Source organism: Streptomyces galbus (assembly GCF_005280195.1).
GTDB lineage: Bacteria > Actinomycetota > Actinomycetes > Streptomycetales > Streptomycetaceae > Streptomyces > Streptomyces galbus.
Genome location: NZ_SZPR01000023.1, coordinates 14,376 through 33,302, shown reverse-complemented (window position 1 = coordinate 33,302; position 18,927 = coordinate 14,376). Strand labels below are relative to the sequence as shown.

Here is an 18,927-nt window from a genome sequence, read left to right as displayed (position 1 = left end):
TGGCCGGTCACCGCCCCGGAGGCGGGCCGTCCGGTGCGGCATGATGGGGCCCATGGGGACCGAGGGGGACGAGGACCGCCGTGTGATCGCGGGCCGTTACCGGCTGCGGACACGGCTCGGGCGCGGCGGCATGGGCGTGGTGTGGCGGGCGACCGACGAACTGCTCGGCCGGAGCGTCGCCGTGAAGGAACTCTCCCAGGACGCCTCCCTCGACGACACCGACGCCCGCGACCGCCGCGACCGCACCCTGCGCGAGGCCCGCGCGGTGGCCCAGTTGCACCACCCGCACATCATCGTGGTGCACGACGTGGTGGTGGAGGACGAACGCCCCTACATCGTCATGGAGTTGATCGACGGCGGGTCGCTCGCCGACCGGATCGCCGAGCACGGCCCGGTCGACGTGGCCGAGGCGGCGCGGATCGGCCTGGCCCTCCTGGGCGCCCTGCGCGCCGCGCACGAGGCCGGCGTCCTGCACCGCGACATCAAGCCCGCGAACGTCCTCATCGAGTCCGGCACCGGCCGGGTGGTGCTCACCGACTTCGGCATCGCCCAGGTCGCGGGCGCCACCACGCTCACCGAGACGGGCTCCTTCGTGGGCTCGCCGGAGTACACCGCCCCGGAGCGCATGTCCGGCGAGCGCACCGGCCCGGAGTCCGACCTGTGGTCGCTGGGCGCGCTGCTGTGCACGGCCCTGAGCGGCCGCTCGCCGTTCCGGCGCGACTCGCTGGGCGGCATCCTGCACGCCGTCGTCTTCGACGAGATCCGCACGCCGGCCGAGGCCGGGCCGCTGCTGCCCGTCGTACGGGGGCTGCTGGAGCGCGACCCGCAGCGGCGCCTGGGCGCGGCGGAGGCGGAGCGGATGCTGCGCGCCTACCGGGACACCGGACGGGTGCCCGCGGCGCCCGCCGACCGCACGCCGACCCAGCGGGACGTGCCGCAGGCCGGTCCGCCGCGGCGCCGGCCTGCGGGGGAGGCGGCCGGTACGCCCCGGAAGGAGCCGCCCGCGCCCGACGGCCGGCCCGCCCCGCAGGACCGTGCGCCGCGCACCAAGCGGGGTGCCCTGATCGCCGCGCTGCTGGTCGCCGCGCTGGCCGGAGCCGGACTGTCGGCCGCGGCGCTGCTGATGCACGGCGGGGGCGGCGGGGGCGGCACGCCGGCCAGTTCGGCGCCGCACGGCGCGACGGGCAGCGGCACGCGGGGGCCGGCGTCCACCCCCGCGCCGACCTCCACGCCGCACCCCACCGTGACCGAGACGCGCACCGCCTCGCCGGCGACGCCGGTGTCCCCGGCCGCCCACGCCCGGCCGGCGGCGCCCTCCGGGTACCGCATCGCCGACGACCCCGCCGGGTTCGCGCTCGCCGTCCCGGACGGCTTCACCCGCAGCCCGCAGGGGGAGCGGGTCTTCTACCTCTCCCCGGACGGCGCCTTCCGCCTCGGCGTCAAGGTGACCGCCCCGGGGCCGGGCGGCCCGCACGCCGTGATGGAGCGCGCCGCCGCCGGGGGCACCGACACCAACCCCGGCTACCGCAACGGCGTGGTCACCGACACCACGCACGGCGGACGCCCCGCCGCGCTCTGGGAGTTCACCTGGAACGGCTTCAGCGCGGCGGAGGGACCCCGGCACACCTACGACCTGTGCTGGGAGGAGGGCGGCCGGCTGTACGACGTGTGGGTGTCGGCGCCGGTCGGCAAGGTGCGCGAGGCGCGGGAGTACTTCGACGTGGCCGTCGACACCTTCATGGCCTCGTGAGGCCGCCGGGAAGGCGGCGGACCCGTGCCCGGTACGTCACGGCTCTGTGACCGGTGGTCCCCGGGTGTGGAGCGGCGGGCTCCCGGCGCGATAGGGATGGACGCATGAGCAGCAACGGGGGCGCCCCGCACGGGGCCGAGGACACGACGAGTTTCGTCCTGCAACCGCCACGGCCCGCGCCGGTACCGGAGCAGGGCCCCACCCCGCCGACCCCGGCGTCCTCAGTGCCGACCCCGGCACCGGCCTCCGCACCCGGCCCCCTCCCGTCCCCGCCCGTCTCCCGGGACCCCGGGGCGGGCCGGCTCGTCGCCGGCCGGTACCGGCTGCTGGGCAGGCTCGGGCACGGCGGCATGGGCACCGTGTGGCGGGCCCGGGACGAGACCGTGGAGCGCGAGGTCGCCGTCAAGGAGCCGCGGGTACCGGACCACCTTCCCGAGCGGGAGCGGGCCAACGCCTTCGAGCGGATGCGCCGCGAGGCGCGCGCGGCGGCCCGCCTGGACCACCCCGCCGTCGTGAACGTGCACGACGTGGCCGTCGTCGACGACCGGCCGTGGATCGTGATGGAGCTGGTCCACGGCCGGTCCCTGGGCGACGTCCTCAAGGAGGGCACGCTGGACGCCCGCGAGGCGGCCCGGATCGGCCTGGAGGTCCTCGGTGCGCTGGAGGCCGCGCACGCGGCGGGCATCCTGCACCGGGACGTGAAGCCGGACAACGTGCTGCTGGGCCGCCACGACCGGGTCGTCCTCACCGACTTCGGCATCGCCCACATCGAGGGCGAGACCAACCTCACCGACACGGGCGGCTTCGTCGGCTCACCCGAGTACGTCGCGCCGGAGCGGGTGCTGGGCCGCCGGCCGGGACCCGCGTCCGACCTGTGGTCGCTGGGTGTCGTGCTGTACGCGGCGACCGAGGGCGTCTCGCCGTTCCGCCGCAGCAACACCCCCGCCACCCTGCAGTCGGTGCTGCACGCCGTGCCGGCGCCGCCCGCCGCGGCCACCGGTCCGCTCGCGGAGGCCATCAACGGGCTGCTGGACAAGGACCCCGCCCGCCGCCCGGACGCCGCCCGGGTGCGGGCGCTGCTCCGGGCCGCCGCCGACCCGCCCGTGCCGCAGCCGACGCAGACCGTGCGCGAGGCGGACGTCCCGCGCCGGAAGCGGTCGCCGGGGCGCACGGTGTGGATCGGGCTGGGAGCGGCCGTGGTGGCCGCGGCGGTGGCGGCGTACCTGGTGCTCGCCGACCCCTTCGCCGGGCCGCTGCCCGACCACTGGACCAAGGACCACGAGAAGGACCTCACGGCCACGCTCGCCCACCCCGACACCTACGTGCGGAGCGTGCCCGAGAAGGCGTCGGACGACGGCCGTCGGGTCGCCTACACCGACCCCAGCGGTGCGATCTCCCTGGCGCTGTCCGTCGCGCGCAGGTCCGAGGACCGCGGCACCGACATCAAGGAGTCCGCGGCGGCCCAGATGTACGCCGACAACGGCGACTTCCTGGCGCGCGGCGACTACCGCCTCGACATGCCCGGGCACCCGCGCACCGAGACCGACGACAACGTCACCTTCCACGGCAGGAAGGCGGCCCGGAACACGGTCAGGTACGACACCGACGACAGCCGGCATCCCCTGCCGCGCGAGGTGCAGATCTTCTACTACCGCTCCTCCGCCGGGGACCTGTACAAGCTCACCGTGGCCTATCCGGGCAAGGGCGACTTCACCGGCCGGGGCCGCGAGGTGGCCCGTACCGCGATCGCCGGCCTGGACGTGGACACGCTCTGACCGGCGGGCGCGGTCCGCGTCGACAACCGGGGGCCGCGCACGGTACTCATGGGGCATGGGCAACGACCGGGACGCCGCGGGCGACAAGGGGCGGACCGTCGGCGGGCGGTACCGGCTGCTGGAGCGCATCGGCTCCGGCGGCATGGGCACCGTCTGGCGGGCGCACGACGAGCTGGTCGACCGCGAAGTCGCCGTCAAGCAGCCCCGGTTGCCCGGTGAGCCCGGCGACGAGTCGCACCGCAGGGCGGCGCACCGCCTCTACCGCGAGGCCCGCGCGGCCGCCCGCGTCGACCATCCCTCGGCCGTGTCCATCCACGACGTGGTCGTCGAGGAGGCGGAGGGCGAGGGCGTCGACCCGGCGGTCGGGGCGGCCGGCCTCGACGTACTGCCCTGGATCGTCATGGAGCTGGTCCGCGGCGAGTCCCTCCAGGAGCTGTTGCGGCGGGGCCCGCTGGCGCCCCCGGAGGCCGCGCGCATCGGCCTCGCCGTCCTCGGCGCCCTGCGCGCCGCGCACGCGGTCGGCATCGTCCACCGCGACGTCAAACCCGCGAACGTCCTGCTCGGCGCGCACGGCCGGGTGGTCCTCACCGACTTCGGCATCGCCCACGTCCAGGGCGAGGACTCCCTCACCGCCACCGGCGAGTTCGTCGGCTCGCTGGAGTTCGTCGCCCCGGAGCGCATGTCGGGCCGCATCGCCGGCCCGGCCTCCGACCTGTGGTCCCTGGGCGTGCTCCTGTACGCCGCCGTGGAGGGCTGGTCCCCCTTCCGCCGCACGTCACTGGAGTCGACGCTCGCCGCGATCCTGGCCGCCGACGCACCCGAGCCGCACCAGGCGGGCGCCCTCGGCCCGTTGCTCACCCGGCTGCTGGTCAAGGACCCAGCGGGGCGCCCGGACGCCGAGGAGGCGGAGGCGGTGCTGCGGGCGGTGGCCGACGGGACGCACCCGGTGGGGGCGGCCGCCGACGACGTACCCGCGACCGGCGCGTGGCCGGCACCGGAGGCGTCGACGCGGGACGGCCTCGCACCCCAGGAGGCGCTCGCCCTGCGGGAGTTCGCCGACGACATACGGACACGGCGGCTGGGCGCGCCGCCCGCCGGGGCGGGGGCCGATCGCGGGACGGAAGCCGCCCCGCTGCCCGCGGCCGATCGCACACCCCCCGACGACGGCACCCCGGGCCGACCGGACACGGCGGACGAGCCGCCCCCGCCGCAGGCCCCGGCACCGCCCGCGCGACGACGCTCCCTCCACCGCCGCCCGCTGCCCCTCGCCCTCCTGGGCGGGTTCCTGGTCGGCACCGTCTGGTTCGGGTCCGCCTTCGTCCTCGACTCCGGCGACGGCCCGGACGCGCGGAACACGGCGGCGCACAGCCCGTCGACCGGGAAGCCGGGCCCCGGCACCGCCTCCGCCCCGAGCGCCGCGGGCTGGACCGCGCACCCCGAGCAGGCGATGCGCGCGACGCTCTCCCTCCCCGCCGCCTACACGGAGTACGCCCGCCAGGGCAGCGAGACCTACCAGCCCCGCATGGTGGAGTACGCGGCCGGCTCGGTCCAGGTCCGCCTCGTGCAGTACGACTCCTCGCCCGGCGGCGACCTCATGAGCCAGGCGAAGCAGCACGCGCGGACCTGGACGTACTTCGACGAGCACGCCACGCAGTACACGGCCACCTCGCTGCGCGGCCGGGACGCCGTGCAGTCCGACACGGTGTACGGCGACAAGGACGCCCGGCACCGGGTGCTGGAGTTCTTCGTCCGCACCGCCGACGGGCGCCAGTACGAGCTGCGGGTCGAGATGCCCAAGGGGTCGGCGGAGGAGCGGCAGGGGGCCGCGCTGTTCAAGGCGGCCCGGGACCGGCTCGTCATCCTCCCGGGCTGAGCGAAGGCCGCTGATCAGGGCATTCGTGCCAGTGATCACTGGCGGCGTGTGAGCGGTGCGTGAATCCCTGTTACCGACGGGTACACAAAGGGCGTCCGGCGGCATACCCTGCGCCTCATGACCGACGCGCAGGCTCCTGAGAAGGCCGCTACCGGCACCAATCCCGTCGCCCCCGTCCCGCCGGGCGCCCGCACCGCGGCCGACGTGGTCACGCCGGAGCTGGTGGCCCAGCTCACCAAGGCGGTGGCCGGCTCGGGCCGGACCGCCAACCACACGCCGTTCACCGGCGAGAAGCTCGCCGACCTGCCGGAGTCCACGCCCGAGGACGTGGCCGCCGCCTTCGAGCGGGCCCGCGCCGCGCAGGCCGCGTGGGAGCGCACGCCCGTACGGGAGCGCGCGGCCGTGCTGCTGCGCTTCCACGACCTGGTCCTGGAGCGCCAGGCGGAGGTCCTGGACCTGATCCAGCTCGAGACCGGCAAGGCCCGGCTGCACGCGCACGAGGAGGTCCAGGCCGTCGCGGTCGCCGCCCGCCACTACGGCCGCAAGGCCCCGGCCTACCTGCGGCCCAAGCGGCACACCGGCGCGATGCCGACCCTGACGAAGGTCACCGAGCTGCGCCACCCGCGCGGAGTGGTCGGCCAGATCGCCCCCTGGAACTACCCGCTGGAGCTGTCCGTGGGCGACGCCCTGCCGGCGTTCGTGGCGGGCAACGCGGTGGTGATGAAGCCGGACACCGAGACCTGCCTGACCGCGCTGTGGGCGCGCGACCTGCTCGTCGAGGCGGGCCTGCCGGCCGAGGTCTTCCAGGTCGTCCTCGGCGACGGCCCGGTCGTCGGACCCGAGGTGGTCAGGCACGCCGACTACGTCTCCTTCACCGGCTCCACCCGCACCGGCCGCGAGGTCGCGCAGGGCGCCGCCGCCCGCCTGGTCGGCGTCTCCCTCGAACTCGGCGGCAAGAACGCCATGCTGGTCCTGCAGGACGCCGACCTCGACCGTGCGGCCGCGGGCGCGGTGCGCGCCTGCTTCTCCTCCGCGGGCCAACTGTGCATCTCCATCGAGCGGTTGTACGTCCACGAGTCGATCGCGGACGCCTTCCTGGAGCGCTTCGCCGCCCGTACCCGGGCGATGCGGCTGGGCACGGCGCTCGCCTACGGCGCCGACATGGGCTCGCTGGTGGGGGAGCGGCAGCTCGAGACCGTCACCCGGCACGTCGAGGAGGCCGTGGCCAAGGGCGCGCGGGTCCTCGCCGGCGGCGTCGCCCGCCCGGACGTCGGGCCGTACTTCTTCGAGCCGACGATCCTCGACGGCGTCACCGAGCCGATGGCGGTGTGCGGCGAGGAGACCTTCGGCCCGGTCGTCTCCGTCTACCGCTTCCGCACCGAGGACGAGGCCGTCGACCTCGCCAACAACACGCCGTACGGCCTGAACTCCTCCGTGTGGACCAAGGACGGCCGCCGGGGCCGCGCGGTCGCCGCCCGGCTGCGCGCCGGCACGGTCAATGTCAACGAGGGCTACGCCGCCGCGTACGGCAGCGTCCAATCCCCGATGGGCGGCATGAAGGACTCCGGTCTGGGCCGCCGCCACGGCTCCGAGGGGATCCTCAAGTACACGGAGGCCCAGACGGTGGCCCAGCAGCGGCTCCTCCCGATGGCGCCGGCGCTCGGGATGACGGACGAGAAGTACGCGCAGTTCATGAGCCGTAGCCTGCGGCTGATGAAGGCCCTGCGCCTCAAGTAGCCCCCCCGCACCGCAATCCGGGCCCGGCGCGGTCCGTCCCGGCCCCACCCGTTCTCGACGAGGAGAGCACGTGTCCCAGGACAGCTCCGACAGCTCCGACCACGGCATCGCCCCTGCCGCCGACGACGCCCACGACTACGACGTCATCGTCGTCGGATCCGGCTTCGGCGGCAGCGTCACCGCCCTGCGCCTCACCGAGAAGGGCTACCGCGTGGGGGTGCTGGAGGCCGGCCGCCGCTTCACCCGGGAGACCCTGCCGAAGAACTCCTGGGACCTGAAGAACTACCTGTGGGCGCCGAAGCTCGGCATGTACGGCATCCAGCGCATCCACCTGCTCGGCAACGTCATGGTGCTGGCCGGCGCGGGCGTCGGCGGCGGGTCGCTGAACTACGCCAACACCCTCTACGTGCCGCCCACGGCGTTCTTCGAGGACCCGCAGTGGCGTGACATCACCGACTGGCAGGAGGAGCTGAAACCGTACTACGACCAGGCGCGGCGGATGCTCGGCGTCCGGCTCAACCCGACGATGACGCCCTCCGACGTCCACCTGAAGGCGGCGGCCGAGCGGATGGGCGTGGGCGACACCTTCCACCTGGCCCCGGTCGGCGTGTTCTTCGGCGACGGCCAGGACGCCGACGGCGGCACGAGGGCCCGGCCCGGCGAGCGGGTGCCCGACCCGTACTTCGGCGGCGTGGGCCCGGAGCGCAGGGCCTGCGCCGAGTGCGGCGAGTGCATGACGGGCTGCCGCCACGGCGCCAAGAACACCCTCAACGAGAACTACCTCTACCTCGCCGAGAAGGCCGGCGCGGTCGTCCACCCGATGACGACGGTCGTGTCGATCACCGACGACTCACGCGGCGGGTACGCGGTCGCCACCCTGCCGACCGACGACCGCAGCGCCGAGGGCCGCCTCTTCACGGCCCGCCGCGTCGTCGTGGCCGCCGGCACCTACGGCACCCAGACCCTGCTGCACCGGATGAAGGCCGGCGGGCAACTGCCGTACATCTCCAAGCGGTTGGGTGAGCTGACCCGGACCAACTCCGAGGCGCTGGTCGGCGCGCAGACCGACAACCGGCGCTACCGCAAGGTCACGGGCGCGCCGAGGGCCGACTTCACCCGCGGTGTCGCGATCACCTCGTCCATCCACCCGGACGAGAACACCCACATCGAGCCGGTCCGCTACGGCCGGGGCTCCAACTCGATGGGCAGCCTGTCGATCCTCCAGGTCCCCTACGCCGAGGGCTCGTCGCGGGTGCTGGCGTGGCTGGGCAACGCGGCCCGGCACCCCCTGCTGGTCCTGCGGTCGCTGTCGAACCGGCGCTGGTCGGAGCGCACGATCATCGGCCTGGTGATGCAGTCGCTGGACAACTCCCTGACCACGTACCTGAAGCCGGACGGCGTGGGCAAGGGCCTGCTCACCGCGCGCCAGGGCCACGGCGCCCCCAACCCCAAGCAGATCAAGGCGGCGTCGGAGGCCGCCTCCGTGCTCGCCGCCGACATCAACGGCTTCGCCGGGTCGAACGTGGGCGAGCTGATGGGCACCCCGCTCACGGCCCACTTCCTCGGCGGCTGCCCCATCGGCGACTCGCCCGAGACCGGCGTCATCGACCCGTACCACCGGCTGTACGGCCACCCCGGCATCTCGGTCGTCGACGGCGCCGCGGTCTCGGCGAACCTGGGCGTGAACCCGTCGCTGACGATCACCGCGCAGGCCGAGCGGGCGATGTCGTTCTGGCCCAACAAGGGCGAGGCGGACCCCCGTCCGGCGCAGGGAGCGGCGTACGAGCGGCTGAAGCCGGTCGAGCCGAGGAGCCCGGTGGTCCCGGCGGACGCCTTCGGCGCGCTGCGGCTGCCGTTCCTCGGGATGCCGGCGGTGCCGCCCAAGCAGTGACCCCGCCGGACGTCCCCGCCGGACCCCGGTCATGACAGAGGGACCTGCGCCCCCCTCCGAGCGCAGGTCCCTCTGTGGTTCACGGGCGGGCCGTACCGTCACGCGCGACGGGCACGGCACCGGTGGTGGGTCAGGCGTGCGCCCCGGAGTTGCGGCGGCGCACCGCGAAGACGACGCCGGCCCCGGCGACCACGGCGATGCCGCCGACGGCACCGATCACCGGCAGCGCGGAGCTCGAACCGGTCTCCGCGAGGCTGCCCGTGGCCGGGAGCTCCTCGGCGCCGCCCTGCGGCTGCTTGCCGCCGGCCGGCTGCTCGCCCTTGCCCGGCTTGGCCGTGCCCGGGTCGTCGTTGCTGCTGCCCGGCTTGAGGACGGTGAACTCGAACAGCGCGAACGCGTTGTGCACGCAGTTCTTCTCGGAGTCCACGTAGCCGCCGAGGCCGACGGTGTAGCCGTCGCCGACGGGCGCGTTCCGGGTGATGTTGACGCGGAGCTTGATGTCCACGGTCTGCCGGGCGCCGAGAGTGGTCTCGCCGAAGTAGAAGCCGTTGCCGACCTGGTCGGCGATGGACTCCCAGGTCTTCGTCTCCGGGTCGAAGAACTGCAGCTTCGCGTACTCGCTCAGCCAGGTGTCCTCGTCGTCGCTCATCGAGTCGTTGTCGACGGCGGCGAGCCACTGCACGGTGCCGAGCGCCTTGTCGCTGTGGTTGGCGGCCCTGAGCTTGAACGTGTGCCAGCCGCTGCCCGCGACGATCTTGCCGGGCAGCCCGGTGACGTCCAGGCTCAGCTGCGAGTCGACGTCCACGCCGTCCTCGTCGACCGGGCACTCGCTCGGGTCCTCGGAGGGCTCCTCGGGCTCGGACGTGCTCGGGCTCGGCTTGCCGTCGCCCGGCTGGCCCGGCTTGGTGTCGCCCTTGCCGTCCTCGCCCTTCGGCGCGCCGTCCTCGCCCTTCGGCGATCCGTCGTCCTGCTGCTCGGTGCCGTTCTCCTGCTGGGAGACGCCGTCCTGCGAGCCCTCGGACGCCGTCGCGTCCTGGCCCTGCGCACCGGAGCCGGAGCCCGGCGCGGTGTCGCCGTCCGAGGACTGTCCGCCCGGGGTCTGCGACGAGGACGCCTCCTGCGCGGTCTCCTGAGAGGCGGAGGTGCCCGACGTCGGGGACGTGTCCGCGAACGCGGCGGGGGCGGACAGCAGGGCGAGCGGCACGATGGCAGCCGTCGCCGCCGCGGTGACCATGGCGCGGCGAAGCTTCATGAAGACCTCGAAACGATCTGTCGCGCCACGGGTCCGCGGCACGGTCCGGCAGGACTCCGCCCGCGGAGCGCGGACGGGTCCTGTGGTTCTGGACGTTTGATCGGTGAAGCCTGTGAAGGGTTGTGCCCGATCTGACGAGATTCTTATGTGGCCTACGTCACGGCCTTCTACGGCCTTCTCGTGCGGCGCGCCGTGGCACGACGAAGGGCCCCGCGGTACGGAGCCGCGGGGCCCTTCTCTCGTCAGCACCGGCGTCAGGGCAGCGCCGGTGCCTGGGGAGCGGCGCCGGGGGGGGGTGCGCCGCTGGTCTGGGTCCGCCCGGGGGCGGGGGGCCGTTCCGCCGGCCGGCCCCGGGCGTCCCCGGGACCGGCCGTTCTCTTGTGTGACCGGGCTGCTGTCCCCTGCCGTCCGGTCACTTCCCTGGAGCGAGGTCCCACGGCCTGCGGCACTCCGCACGCCTCATCGCTCCAGCGAGCCACGCGTGGATCTTCCGGGCCCGCCCCTGGCTGACGCGGACAACGGGACCAACGAAGGCCGTCCGGGCCGGTCACGCGCCGTACGGGTGAGAGCGGGGCCGAACTCAGATGCGACCGCGGCACAGTTCGAGCAGCGTCAGGGCGAGGGAGGTGCCGGGCTTGCCCAGCGCGTCCCGGTAGTGGCCGAGGACCTCCATCTCGCGGGAGAGGTTCACGCGGCGGCCGCCGGAGGTGATCCGGGCCTCCTGGATCACCGCGGAGACGGCCATCCGTTCCTGGATCAGTCCGATGATCCGGTCGTCGAGCGCGTCGATGCGCTCCCGGGCACCGGTGATCACGTCGGCTGCCTCGGAGGTGCGGGCGCCGGTCACGTCGAGGGTGGTCATGGGGGCTCCTGGGTCTCGGGTGCGGAGCCCCGGACCGGCACGGCCCGGGAAAACGCCAGACGCCCCGGACCTTGTCGGCCCGGGGCGCCTGGGAAGTCGCTCGGCGGTTCGCTCAAGCAGCACGACCATGGCAGCCGGCGGGCCGGATGCCATAGGTAAAGACGAAGGTCGGGTGCGTGAGCATGCGGACAGTATGCCACGGCGTCCACTCGGTAGAATCGGACAGCACCAAGACCCCGCCCACCGCCGGAAGGCCCCCGTGTCATCAGCGACTCCTACTGCCGCCGCCCCCGACACCGTCCTGGTCGTCGACTTCGGCGCGCAGTACGCCCAGCTCATCGCCCGCCGAGTCCGCGAGGCCCGGGTCTACAGCGAGATCGTCCCGAGCACCACGCCGGTGGAGGAGATCCTCGCCAAGAACCCGGCGGCGATCATCCTCTCCGGCGGCCCCTCGTCCGTGTACGAGGAGGGTGCCCCCCGCCTCGACAGCGCGCTCTTCGAGGCCGGCGTCCCCGTCTTCGGCATGTGCTACGGCTTCCAGCTGATGGCGCAGTCCCTGGGCGGCACCGTCGACAACACCGGCGCCCGTGAGTACGGCCGGACCGACCTGCACGTCGCCAAGGCGTCCTCCACCCTCTTCGAGGGCACGCCGGCCGAGCAGCACGTGTGGATGTCGCACGGCGACGCCTGCTCCGCCGCCCCCGACGGCTTCACGGTCACCGCGTCCACGGACGTCGTCCCGGTCGCCGCCTTCGAGAACGACGAGAAGAAGCTCTACGGCGTCCAGTACCACCCCGAGGTCATGCACTCCACGCACGGCCAGCAGGTGCTGGAGCACTTCCTGTACCGCGGCGCCGGACTGCAGCCGAACTGGACCACCGACAACGTCATCGAGGAGCAGGTCGCGGCCATCCGCGAGCTGGTCGGCGACAAGCGCGCGATCTGCGGCCTGTCCGGCGGTGTCGACTCCGCGGTGGCCGCCGCGCTGGTCCAGAAGGCCATCGGCTCCCAGCTCACCTGCGTCTACGTCGACCACGGCCTGATGCGCAAGGGCGAGACCGAGCAGGTCGAGAAGGACTTCGTCGCGGCGACCGGCGTCCAGCTCAAGGTCGTGGACGCCGAGGAGCGGTTCCTGAAGGCGCTGGCCGGGGTCTCCGACCCCGAGGAGAAGCGGAAGATCATCGGCCGGGAGTTCATCCGGGTCTTCGAGCAGGCCCAGGCCGAGATCATCGCGGACGAGGGCCCGGCGGTGGAGTTCCTGGTGCAGGGCACGCTCTACCCGGACGTCGTCGAGTCCGGCGGCGGCACCGGCGCCGCCAACATCAAGTCCCACCACAACGTCGGCGGCCTCCCCGAGGACCTCGAGTTCAAGCTCATCGAGCCGCTGCGCAAGCTGTTCAAGGACGAGGTCCGCATGGTCGGCCAGGAGCTGGGCCTGCCGGAGGAGATCGTCCAGCGCCAGCCGTTCCCGGGCCCGGGCCTGGGCATCCGGATCGTCGGCGAGGTCACCAAGGAGCGGCTCGACCTGCTCCGCGAGGCCGACGCGATCGCCCGCGAGGAGCTGACCGCGGCCGGCCTGGACCGGGACATCTGGCAGTGCCCGGTCGTCCTGCTCGCGGACGTCCGCTCGGTCGGCGTCCAGGGCGACGGCCGCACCTACGGCCACCCGATCGTGCTGCGCCCGGTGTCCAGCGAGGACGCCATGACCGCGGACTGGTCCCGCCTGCCGTACGACGTCCTCGCCAAGATCTCCACCCGCATCACGAACGAGGTCCGCGACGTCAACCGGGTCGTCCTCGACGTCACCTCGAAGCCGCCGGGGACGATCGAGTGGGAGTGACCGCTCGGTAGCTCCGGTGGGTCGGCGGGCGAGGACGCCCCCTAGGTGCGCTTGACGGTGCGCAGGGGCTCGCCCGGTCTCCAGGTCTGCAGGACGAGGTAGGCGTCGTCCTCGACGTGGGTCCGCACGACCTCGGTGAGCTCGGCACGGAAGAGGTGGAACGGCTCCGGCGGTTCCACCTCTCGTGCGTACGCGGCCTTGGCCCCGGCGTCCGTCACCTCGACCGCCCGGCCGCCGATCCGTACGTCGCCCCCGCCCATCGACTGCCCCTCCCCGGGGTTGGCCTGGAGCGCGAAGCGCGGATCGCGGCGCAGGTCCAGGGCCTTGAGGGAGTGCGGCATCATGCCGAGCCACAGCTCCCCGCCCAGGAAACGCACCTCCAGGCCGCTGGTGCGCGGGGACCCGTCCCGGCGCAGCGTGGCGAGGACGTGGTGGGTGAAGGCGCCGAACCGCTCCTCCACGGTCCGGGCGAGGTCGGGCTCCGCGGCGGCGAAGGCCGCCCAGTTCACAGGGGTCTGCACAGCGCTCATGCACCCAGCCTCCCCCGAAAAGCGGACACCTCTTGTCCGGTATTCGAGCGCCGCCGTGTCATCTCTTCATCAACAGCACTGTTCTCCCGCGCTGACCGACGGTAACTTCCGCCCGGTAACGCAACCCAGTGCTGGAGGACCGATGCACGGGCCCACACCCCCCGCCCCGCTGCCCACCGACCGGCTGCAGTTCGCCATGCCGCCCCGGCACGAGTCGGTCGAGGACGAACGCCGGCACCGCAAGGAACGGCTGGCGGGCGCCCTGCGCATCTTCGGCCGCCTCGGCTTCGAGGACGGCGTCTCCGGGAACATCACCGCCCGCGACCCCGAGTACAGCGACTGCTTCTGGGTCAATCCCTTCGGCCTGCCCTTCAAGCACGTCACCGTGAGCGACCTCGTGCTGGTCAACGCCGACGGCCAGGTCGTCGAGGGCCGCTACCACGTCAACCAGGCCGCCTTCACCGTCCACGCCCAGGTGCACGCCGCCCGCCCCGACGTGGTCGCCGTCGCCCACTGCCACTCCGTGCACGGCCGCGCCCTCGCCGCCCTGGGCGACCTCCTCGACCCGATCACCCAGGAGAGCTGCGCCTTCTACGAAGACCACAGCCTCTACGACGCCTACTCCGGCGTCACCGTGGACGCCGAGGAGGGCCGCCGCATCGCCACCGCCCTGGGCACCCACAAGGCGCTGGTGCTGCGCAACCACGGCCTGCTGACCGTCGGCGACTCGGTGGACGCGGCCGCCTGGTGGTTCGTGTCGATGGAGCGGTCCAGCCAGGTGCAGCTCACCGCCCGCGCGGCGGGCCGCCCGGTGCTCATCGACCACCGGCAGGCCGTCGCCACCCGGGAACAGCTCGGCGGCGACCTGGTGGCATGGATCAACTACCAGCCCCTCTGGCAGGACATCAGCCGCAGCGAACCCGACCTGCTGAGCTGAGGCCCGCGGACAGGGCGCCGATCCCCCGGCCGGGTCAACCCGGTGACCCCCGCTTCACCCGCCCCGAGGGAACCCGCCCCCGGGCCCGGCCGGCCCCGGCCACCCCTCCGTCCTGCACAGATGCCACCCCCGTCCGGCCAGGCCCGTCCGCCCACCGGACCTGAGGGGCGGAGCGCGTGTCGCGTAGGGCACAATTCGCTCTCGTCGCACGGGAGTTGCACGGTGGTGCCCGCAGTCCGCGGAACGCCGCCGTCCTGACAGGTCGCGGGGAAGGCGGGCGTCACACGTGGCGGTGCAGGAGGCGAGACAGAGCACGGAGCCGGGTGCGCACGCGGGCGGCTGCGCCTGCGGGGACTGCCCGCACGGCGCCCGCGAGGGACACCGACGCGCGGTGGCCGCGTTCCTGGTCAAACGGGACGGGTTCGCGGCCGGACAGGGCCTGCCCGCGGCCGTCGCCCACTCCGCCTCGGCCTCCCGCCAGTGGGTCTCCGAGGAACTCACCCAGTCCGCCGACCTCGTCGCCGAACGCCGCCGCGCCGAGGGCCAGGCCTGGCTCGCCCGCCTCTGGCTGCGCACCACCGGCACGGTCTGGGCGGCCGTCGTCGTCCTGCTGCTGGTCCAGTCGCTCACGGCGATCGGCGCGGGCTGGACCACCGCCCGCACGGCCGGCCTGCTCGCCGCGGCCGTCGTCGCCGGCGCCCTGACCGCCGCCTCCTGGTTCCACCGCGCGCGGGGCGGCGCACTGGCCCCCGTCATCGGTGAGGACAACCGCCTGTCCACCTCCCGCGCGGTCGCCGCCGCCTGGGTGCTGCTCGTCGGGTACGCCGTCCTCGTGCTGGCCGTCCGGCTGGCCGCCGCCTCCGGCCCCGCCGAGCGCGACGCCCTCATCGCCGGGCTCGACCTGGCCCGCGGCGCCGGCGTGGTGACCGTCCTCGCCGTGGTGTGCGGGATCGCCGTACTGGTGCGCCGCGTGGTGGGCCTGCGTGTCCTGGCCCAGCGCCTGCAGAAGGTCCGCGCCGACCGCCCCCGCGCCGCCGACCTGCTCACCGACGACTCGGGCCGCGGGACCTTCGCCGACATCCAGTACGTCGTCCTCAGCAGCGCCGCCCTGGTCTTCGCCGCCGTGCGCCTCGCCCGCCGCCCCGACCAACTGCCCGACCTGCCCTGGGGGCTGGCCGTCGCCGTCCTGGTCTCCGCCGCCACGTACGTGGCCGGCAAGTACGCCGAGGGCGGCCGCCCGGTCATCCTGTCCGTCGTCCGCTCCCGCGAGGCCGGCGACCTCGACGGCCCGATCCGCACCGGCGACGACATCGAGATCCGCGGCGCCGGATTCGTCCCGCCGGGCGCCCACACCGCCGACCGCCTCTCCCGCATGGTCGTCCGCATCGGCCCCGTCCACGTCCACGTGCCCCTCGTCCCCGTCACCGGCGGCTTCAGCAACCCCACGGACGCCGTCCTCACCGTGCCCGTCCCGGCCGACGTGGAGCCCGGCCGGCTGGAGGTCCAGGTGGTGACCGCGGCCGGCGTGGAGACCAACCGGTACACGATCGACGTGACCGAATGACGACGGCCACCCCGATCCGTCCCCCGACCCATTGAGCGCACCGCCCCTTTCGTACGTAGTGTCTGTTGAGGCTCATCCCAGCGGGCGAGAGGCGGCTACGGGCGATGACTCACAGCATGCGGACGGACACGCACACCCCCTACCTCGACGGCCACCGGGACTGGCGCGACACCGCCACCCGCTACGCCCTCGTCCCGCTCCGGGTCTTCCTCGGCGTGACCTTCGTCTACGCGGGCCTCGACAAACTCACCTCCAGCTCCTTCATGAAGTCCTGGGGCGCCGGCTCCATCGGCGAGACCATGCGCGCCGTCCGCGACTCCTCCGCCATCCCCGCCCTGGTCGACTTCGCCCTCAAGAACCCGCCCGCCTTCGGCTACGCCATGGCCTTCGGTGAACTCGCCGTCGGCATCGGCATCCTCCTCGGGCTCTTCTCCCGCCTCGCCGCCCTCGGCGGAGCGCTCATCTCCCTGAGCCTGTGGCTGACCGTCAGCTGGGCGTCCGACCCCTACTACTACGGCAACGACCTCGCCTACCTGATGGCCTGGCTCCCGCTGGTCCTCGCCGGGGCCCCGGTCCTCTCCCTGGACGCCTACCTGCGAGCCCGACGGCGACGGCGAGCGGGCGGCGCGTACTGAGCCGAGGCCCCCGGCTGCGCGCCCGCGCGTGGGCCTGAGGCGGGCGGGAGCCGGAGCTGGAAGGGGGCGGGAGCGGGTACTGGGAGCGGGCCGGAGTGTGGGGCCGGAAGCGGGCCGGGGTTTGGGGCCGGAAGCGGGCCGGGGTCTGGGGCCGGAAGTGGGCCGGGGTCTGGGGCCGGAAGCGGGTCGGAGCCGGGGTCGTCTGCGCCCGATCCCCAGGCGTTGACTTCCGCGTCCCCCTCAGCCCGTGGATCCCCGCCATGCTCCGGACGCCGTGGCCCCGCCACGCCCGTCGCCTACGCCGGAGACACCGCCCGCGCCGGAGACACCGCCCGAGCCAGGGGCGCCGCCCGAGCCAGGGGCACCGCCCCCGCCGTCCGCCCCCCGACGGCGCCTGCGTATCCCCCCGGCCAGGAGTGCCGTCACGGCGGCCAGGACGAGGCCGACCACGACGATCGGGATCATCGCGAACCAGGGTGTGTCCCACAGCCCGCCCGCGTCACCCGCGAACGTGACGCCCGCGACGACGAAGAACGTGCCCGCGACCAGCCTGCCCGGCCGGAACTCATGACGCAGCACGGCTCACCTCCGCCTGTCCCGCACCGACCTGGAGGTCCAGGTCGAGCGTCCCGGTGTTCGCGCCCCCCATGACGGGCGTCAGCGTCACCCGCTTGTGCTTGTCGGGCTGCACGTCCACGTCCTTCTTGTCGTCCCCCGGCAACTGGATGTCGCCCACGCCCACGTCGATCGTCAGCCTCACCGTCACGTCCCGGGGCACCACGACCCGCAACCGGCCCAGCCCCACCTCGGCATCGGTGCGCAGCGTCTGTCCCGCGGCCGGTCTCAGCCGGGACAGGTCCAGCGTGGCGTCTCCGGTACCGAGGTCGTACGACGGGCGCAGGTCCGTCACCGCCACCGGCCGCCACGTCGTGGTCGTCCAGTGGGTGCTGATGTCCCGGGGCAGCGCCGTCGAGCCGGCCAGCAGGCCCGCCGTGACGACCGCCAGGAACACCGACCCGGCGCCGGTCCGCCCCAGGAAGGAGCTGACCGCGATGCCTGTGCCCAGCACGATCAGCGCGGCCGACAGGCCGGCCTGCAGGCTGGTGCCGAGCGGGTGGTCGTCCCAGACCAGCCGGCTGGTCAGACCACCCGCCAGCAGCGCCAGCAGGAACAGCCAGCCACCGATCCAGCGCGGGCCGCGAATCCTGCGCGCCGCCTGCTGCTGCGGGGTGCGCACCGACCCCCGGCCGTGGGGGTAGGACGCATCGAGGCCGACGTCCAACGCCCCGAGGACGTCCTGGTCGCGGGAGTCGCGCGGACCCCACAGGTAGCCGGTGCCGCCGACGTGCGTGCCGTCCTTCACTATCGGCTCGCGCCACCACGACGGGTAGGCGGCCGGCACCGGCGGGGCCTGCGCCTCGGGCGGGGCGTCGGCGACGGCCTGCGCGGCCAGCGGGTCGGGGTCGGGCGCCCCGCGCCGCTGCGACCAGTACCCGGCGCCGGCCAGCAGCAGGGAGAGGATCACGGCGAAGGTCAGCACCCCGCCGTTGCCCAGCATCGTCAGGAACACCCCGCAGCCGACCAGCGCGAACAGCACCGCGGCCAGCGCCTGGCCGTCCACCCGGCCGGTGAGCAGCCGGCGCACCTCGTTCTGCTCGTCGTCGGCGAACGGCACGAAGAGCCAGGCGAAGCCGTAGAAGATCAGTCCTATGCCGCCGGTCGCGGACAGCACGGCCAGGGTGATCCGGAAGATCACCGGATCCATGTCGCACTGCCGTCCCAGTCCCGCGCACACCCCGGCGAGCATCTTGTGCTCCCGGTCCCGCCGGAAGTGGTGCGGTGCACCGGGTGCGCCGCCCCAAGCGGCCGCCCCGGCAGCCTCGCCACCCCCGGTGGCGTCCGTGGGCCGGTCACCGGCGCCCGCCGGCCCGGCGTGACCCAGCCCGGCATGACCCACTCCGGCATGACCCACTCCGGCGGGACCCGCGCCGGACTCCGCTGCCACCGCGTCCCTCACCCTCTGCTCTCCCACACTCGCCTCCCCACCCCGGCCCGCCCCCTCGGACGCACCCCTGCCTCCACCGGCACCGGACCCACCCGCTCCGGGCCCCGCGGACACACCTTCTTCCGCGCGCTCGCCCGCCCGCTCGTGCGCGCGGGCGACCTCACCCGCGGTGCCGGGCGTCGCCGGCGAGGACGAGGTGGCCGCGTCGGACGCGGCGCCCCCGTCGGGCACGGCGTCCCCGGCGCGCTGGTGATCCGTCATGAGTCCATGGTGGCG

14 protein-coding genes are annotated in these 18,927 nt (G+C 74.2%); 9 read left to right on the top strand and 5 right to left on the bottom strand.

What is annotated here, in order from left to right:
* Positions 1–52 precede the first annotated feature (52 nt).
* The 5 genes from E4U92_RS27240 to E4U92_RS27220 all read left to right on the top strand — a co-directional run bounded on the left by E4U92_RS27240 (position 53) and on the right by E4U92_RS27220 (position 9,026).
* Positions 53–1,750: a serine/threonine-protein kinase gene (locus tag E4U92_RS27240; RefSeq protein WP_137303109.1), complete on the top strand. Its 1,698-nt coding sequence runs from the start codon at positions 53–55 to the stop codon at positions 1,748–1,750.
* 104 nt (positions 1,751–1,854) lie between these two features.
* Positions 1,855–3,525, top strand: coding sequence for a serine/threonine-protein kinase (locus E4U92_RS27235; RefSeq protein WP_137303108.1), 1,671 nt, complete (start codon positions 1,855–1,857; stop codon positions 3,523–3,525).
* 55 nt (positions 3,526–3,580) lie between these two features.
* Complete coding sequence (locus tag E4U92_RS27230) at positions 3,581–5,398, top strand: serine/threonine-protein kinase (protein WP_137303107.1); 1,818 nt, start codon at positions 3,581–3,583, stop codon at positions 5,396–5,398.
* A gap of 117 nt (positions 5,399–5,515) precedes the next feature.
* Positions 5,516–7,135: a succinic semialdehyde dehydrogenase gene (locus E4U92_RS27225; protein WP_137303106.1), complete on the top strand. Its 1,620-nt coding sequence runs from the start codon at positions 5,516–5,518 to the stop codon at positions 7,133–7,135.
* Between the two features lie 70 nt (positions 7,136–7,205).
* Positions 7,206–9,026: a GMC oxidoreductase gene (locus E4U92_RS27220; protein ID WP_277754762.1), complete on the top strand. Its 1,821-nt coding sequence runs from the start codon at positions 7,206–7,208 to the stop codon at positions 9,024–9,026.
* A gap of 130 nt (positions 9,027–9,156) precedes the next feature.
* Here E4U92_RS27220 and E4U92_RS27215 read toward each other — a convergent pair whose 3' ends face one another.
* Both E4U92_RS27215 and E4U92_RS27210 read right to left on the bottom strand, forming a co-directional pair.
* Positions 9,157–10,278 (bottom strand): LPXTG cell wall anchor domain-containing protein, encoded by a 1,122-nt coding sequence (locus E4U92_RS27215; protein WP_229863238.1) that lies wholly within the window; start codon positions 10,276–10,278, stop codon positions 9,157–9,159.
* A gap of 580 nt (positions 10,279–10,858) precedes the next feature.
* Positions 10,859–11,140 carry a chorismate mutase gene (locus tag E4U92_RS27210; protein ID WP_067240158.1) on the bottom strand — a complete coding sequence of 94 codons (282 nt, stop codon included), beginning with the start codon at positions 11,138–11,140 and terminating at the stop codon, positions 10,859–10,861.
* A 259-nt stretch (positions 11,141–11,399) separates the two neighbouring features.
* On the opposite strand from E4U92_RS27210, the gene guaA reads away from it, so the two are divergent.
* Positions 11,400–12,980, top strand: a complete 1,581-nt coding sequence (gene guaA, locus E4U92_RS27205) for a glutamine-hydrolyzing GMP synthase (RefSeq protein WP_137303105.1) — start codon at positions 11,400–11,402, stop codon at positions 12,978–12,980.
* Between the two features lie 41 nt (positions 12,981–13,021).
* Here guaA and E4U92_RS27200 read toward each other — a convergent pair whose 3' ends face one another.
* Complete coding sequence (locus E4U92_RS27200) at positions 13,022–13,510, bottom strand: pyridoxamine 5'-phosphate oxidase family protein (RefSeq protein WP_137303104.1); 489 nt, start codon at positions 13,508–13,510, stop codon at positions 13,022–13,024.
* 142 nt (positions 13,511–13,652) lie between these two features.
* Between E4U92_RS27200 and E4U92_RS27195 the strand changes: the two genes are divergently transcribed.
* The 3 genes from E4U92_RS27195 to E4U92_RS27185 all read left to right on the top strand — a co-directional run bounded on the left by E4U92_RS27195 (position 13,653) and on the right by E4U92_RS27185 (position 16,646).
* Positions 13,653–14,447 carry a class II aldolase/adducin family protein gene (locus E4U92_RS27195; protein ID WP_137303103.1) on the top strand — a complete coding sequence of 265 codons (795 nt, stop codon included), beginning with the start codon at positions 13,653–13,655 and terminating at the stop codon, positions 14,445–14,447.
* A 286-nt stretch (positions 14,448–14,733) separates the two neighbouring features.
* Positions 14,734–16,011 (top strand): hypothetical protein, encoded by a 1,278-nt coding sequence (locus E4U92_RS27190; protein ID WP_137303102.1) that lies wholly within the window; start codon positions 14,734–14,736, stop codon positions 16,009–16,011.
* 104 nt (positions 16,012–16,115) lie between these two features.
* The gene (locus E4U92_RS27185) at positions 16,116–16,646 is read left to right on the top strand and encodes a DoxX family protein (RefSeq protein ID WP_137303101.1); all 531 of its coding nucleotides are present in this window, start codon (positions 16,116–16,118) and stop codon (positions 16,644–16,646) included.
* 240 nt (positions 16,647–16,886) lie between these two features.
* On the opposite strand, the gene E4U92_RS37170 is transcribed toward E4U92_RS27185, so the two are convergent.
* Together E4U92_RS37170 and E4U92_RS27175 are read right to left on the bottom strand one after the other, a co-directional pair.
* Positions 16,887–17,225 (bottom strand): hypothetical protein, encoded by a 339-nt coding sequence (locus E4U92_RS37170; protein ID WP_308433322.1) that lies wholly within the window; start codon positions 17,223–17,225, stop codon positions 16,887–16,889.
* A complete protein-coding gene (locus tag E4U92_RS27175) occupies positions 17,212–18,663 on the bottom strand; it encodes a PspC domain-containing protein (RefSeq protein WP_373311688.1) in 1,452 nt (483 codons plus the stop codon). Before E4U92_RS27175 ends, E4U92_RS37170 begins: the two co-directional genes overlap by 14 nt.
* Between the last annotated feature and the right edge of the window lie 264 nt (positions 18,664–18,927).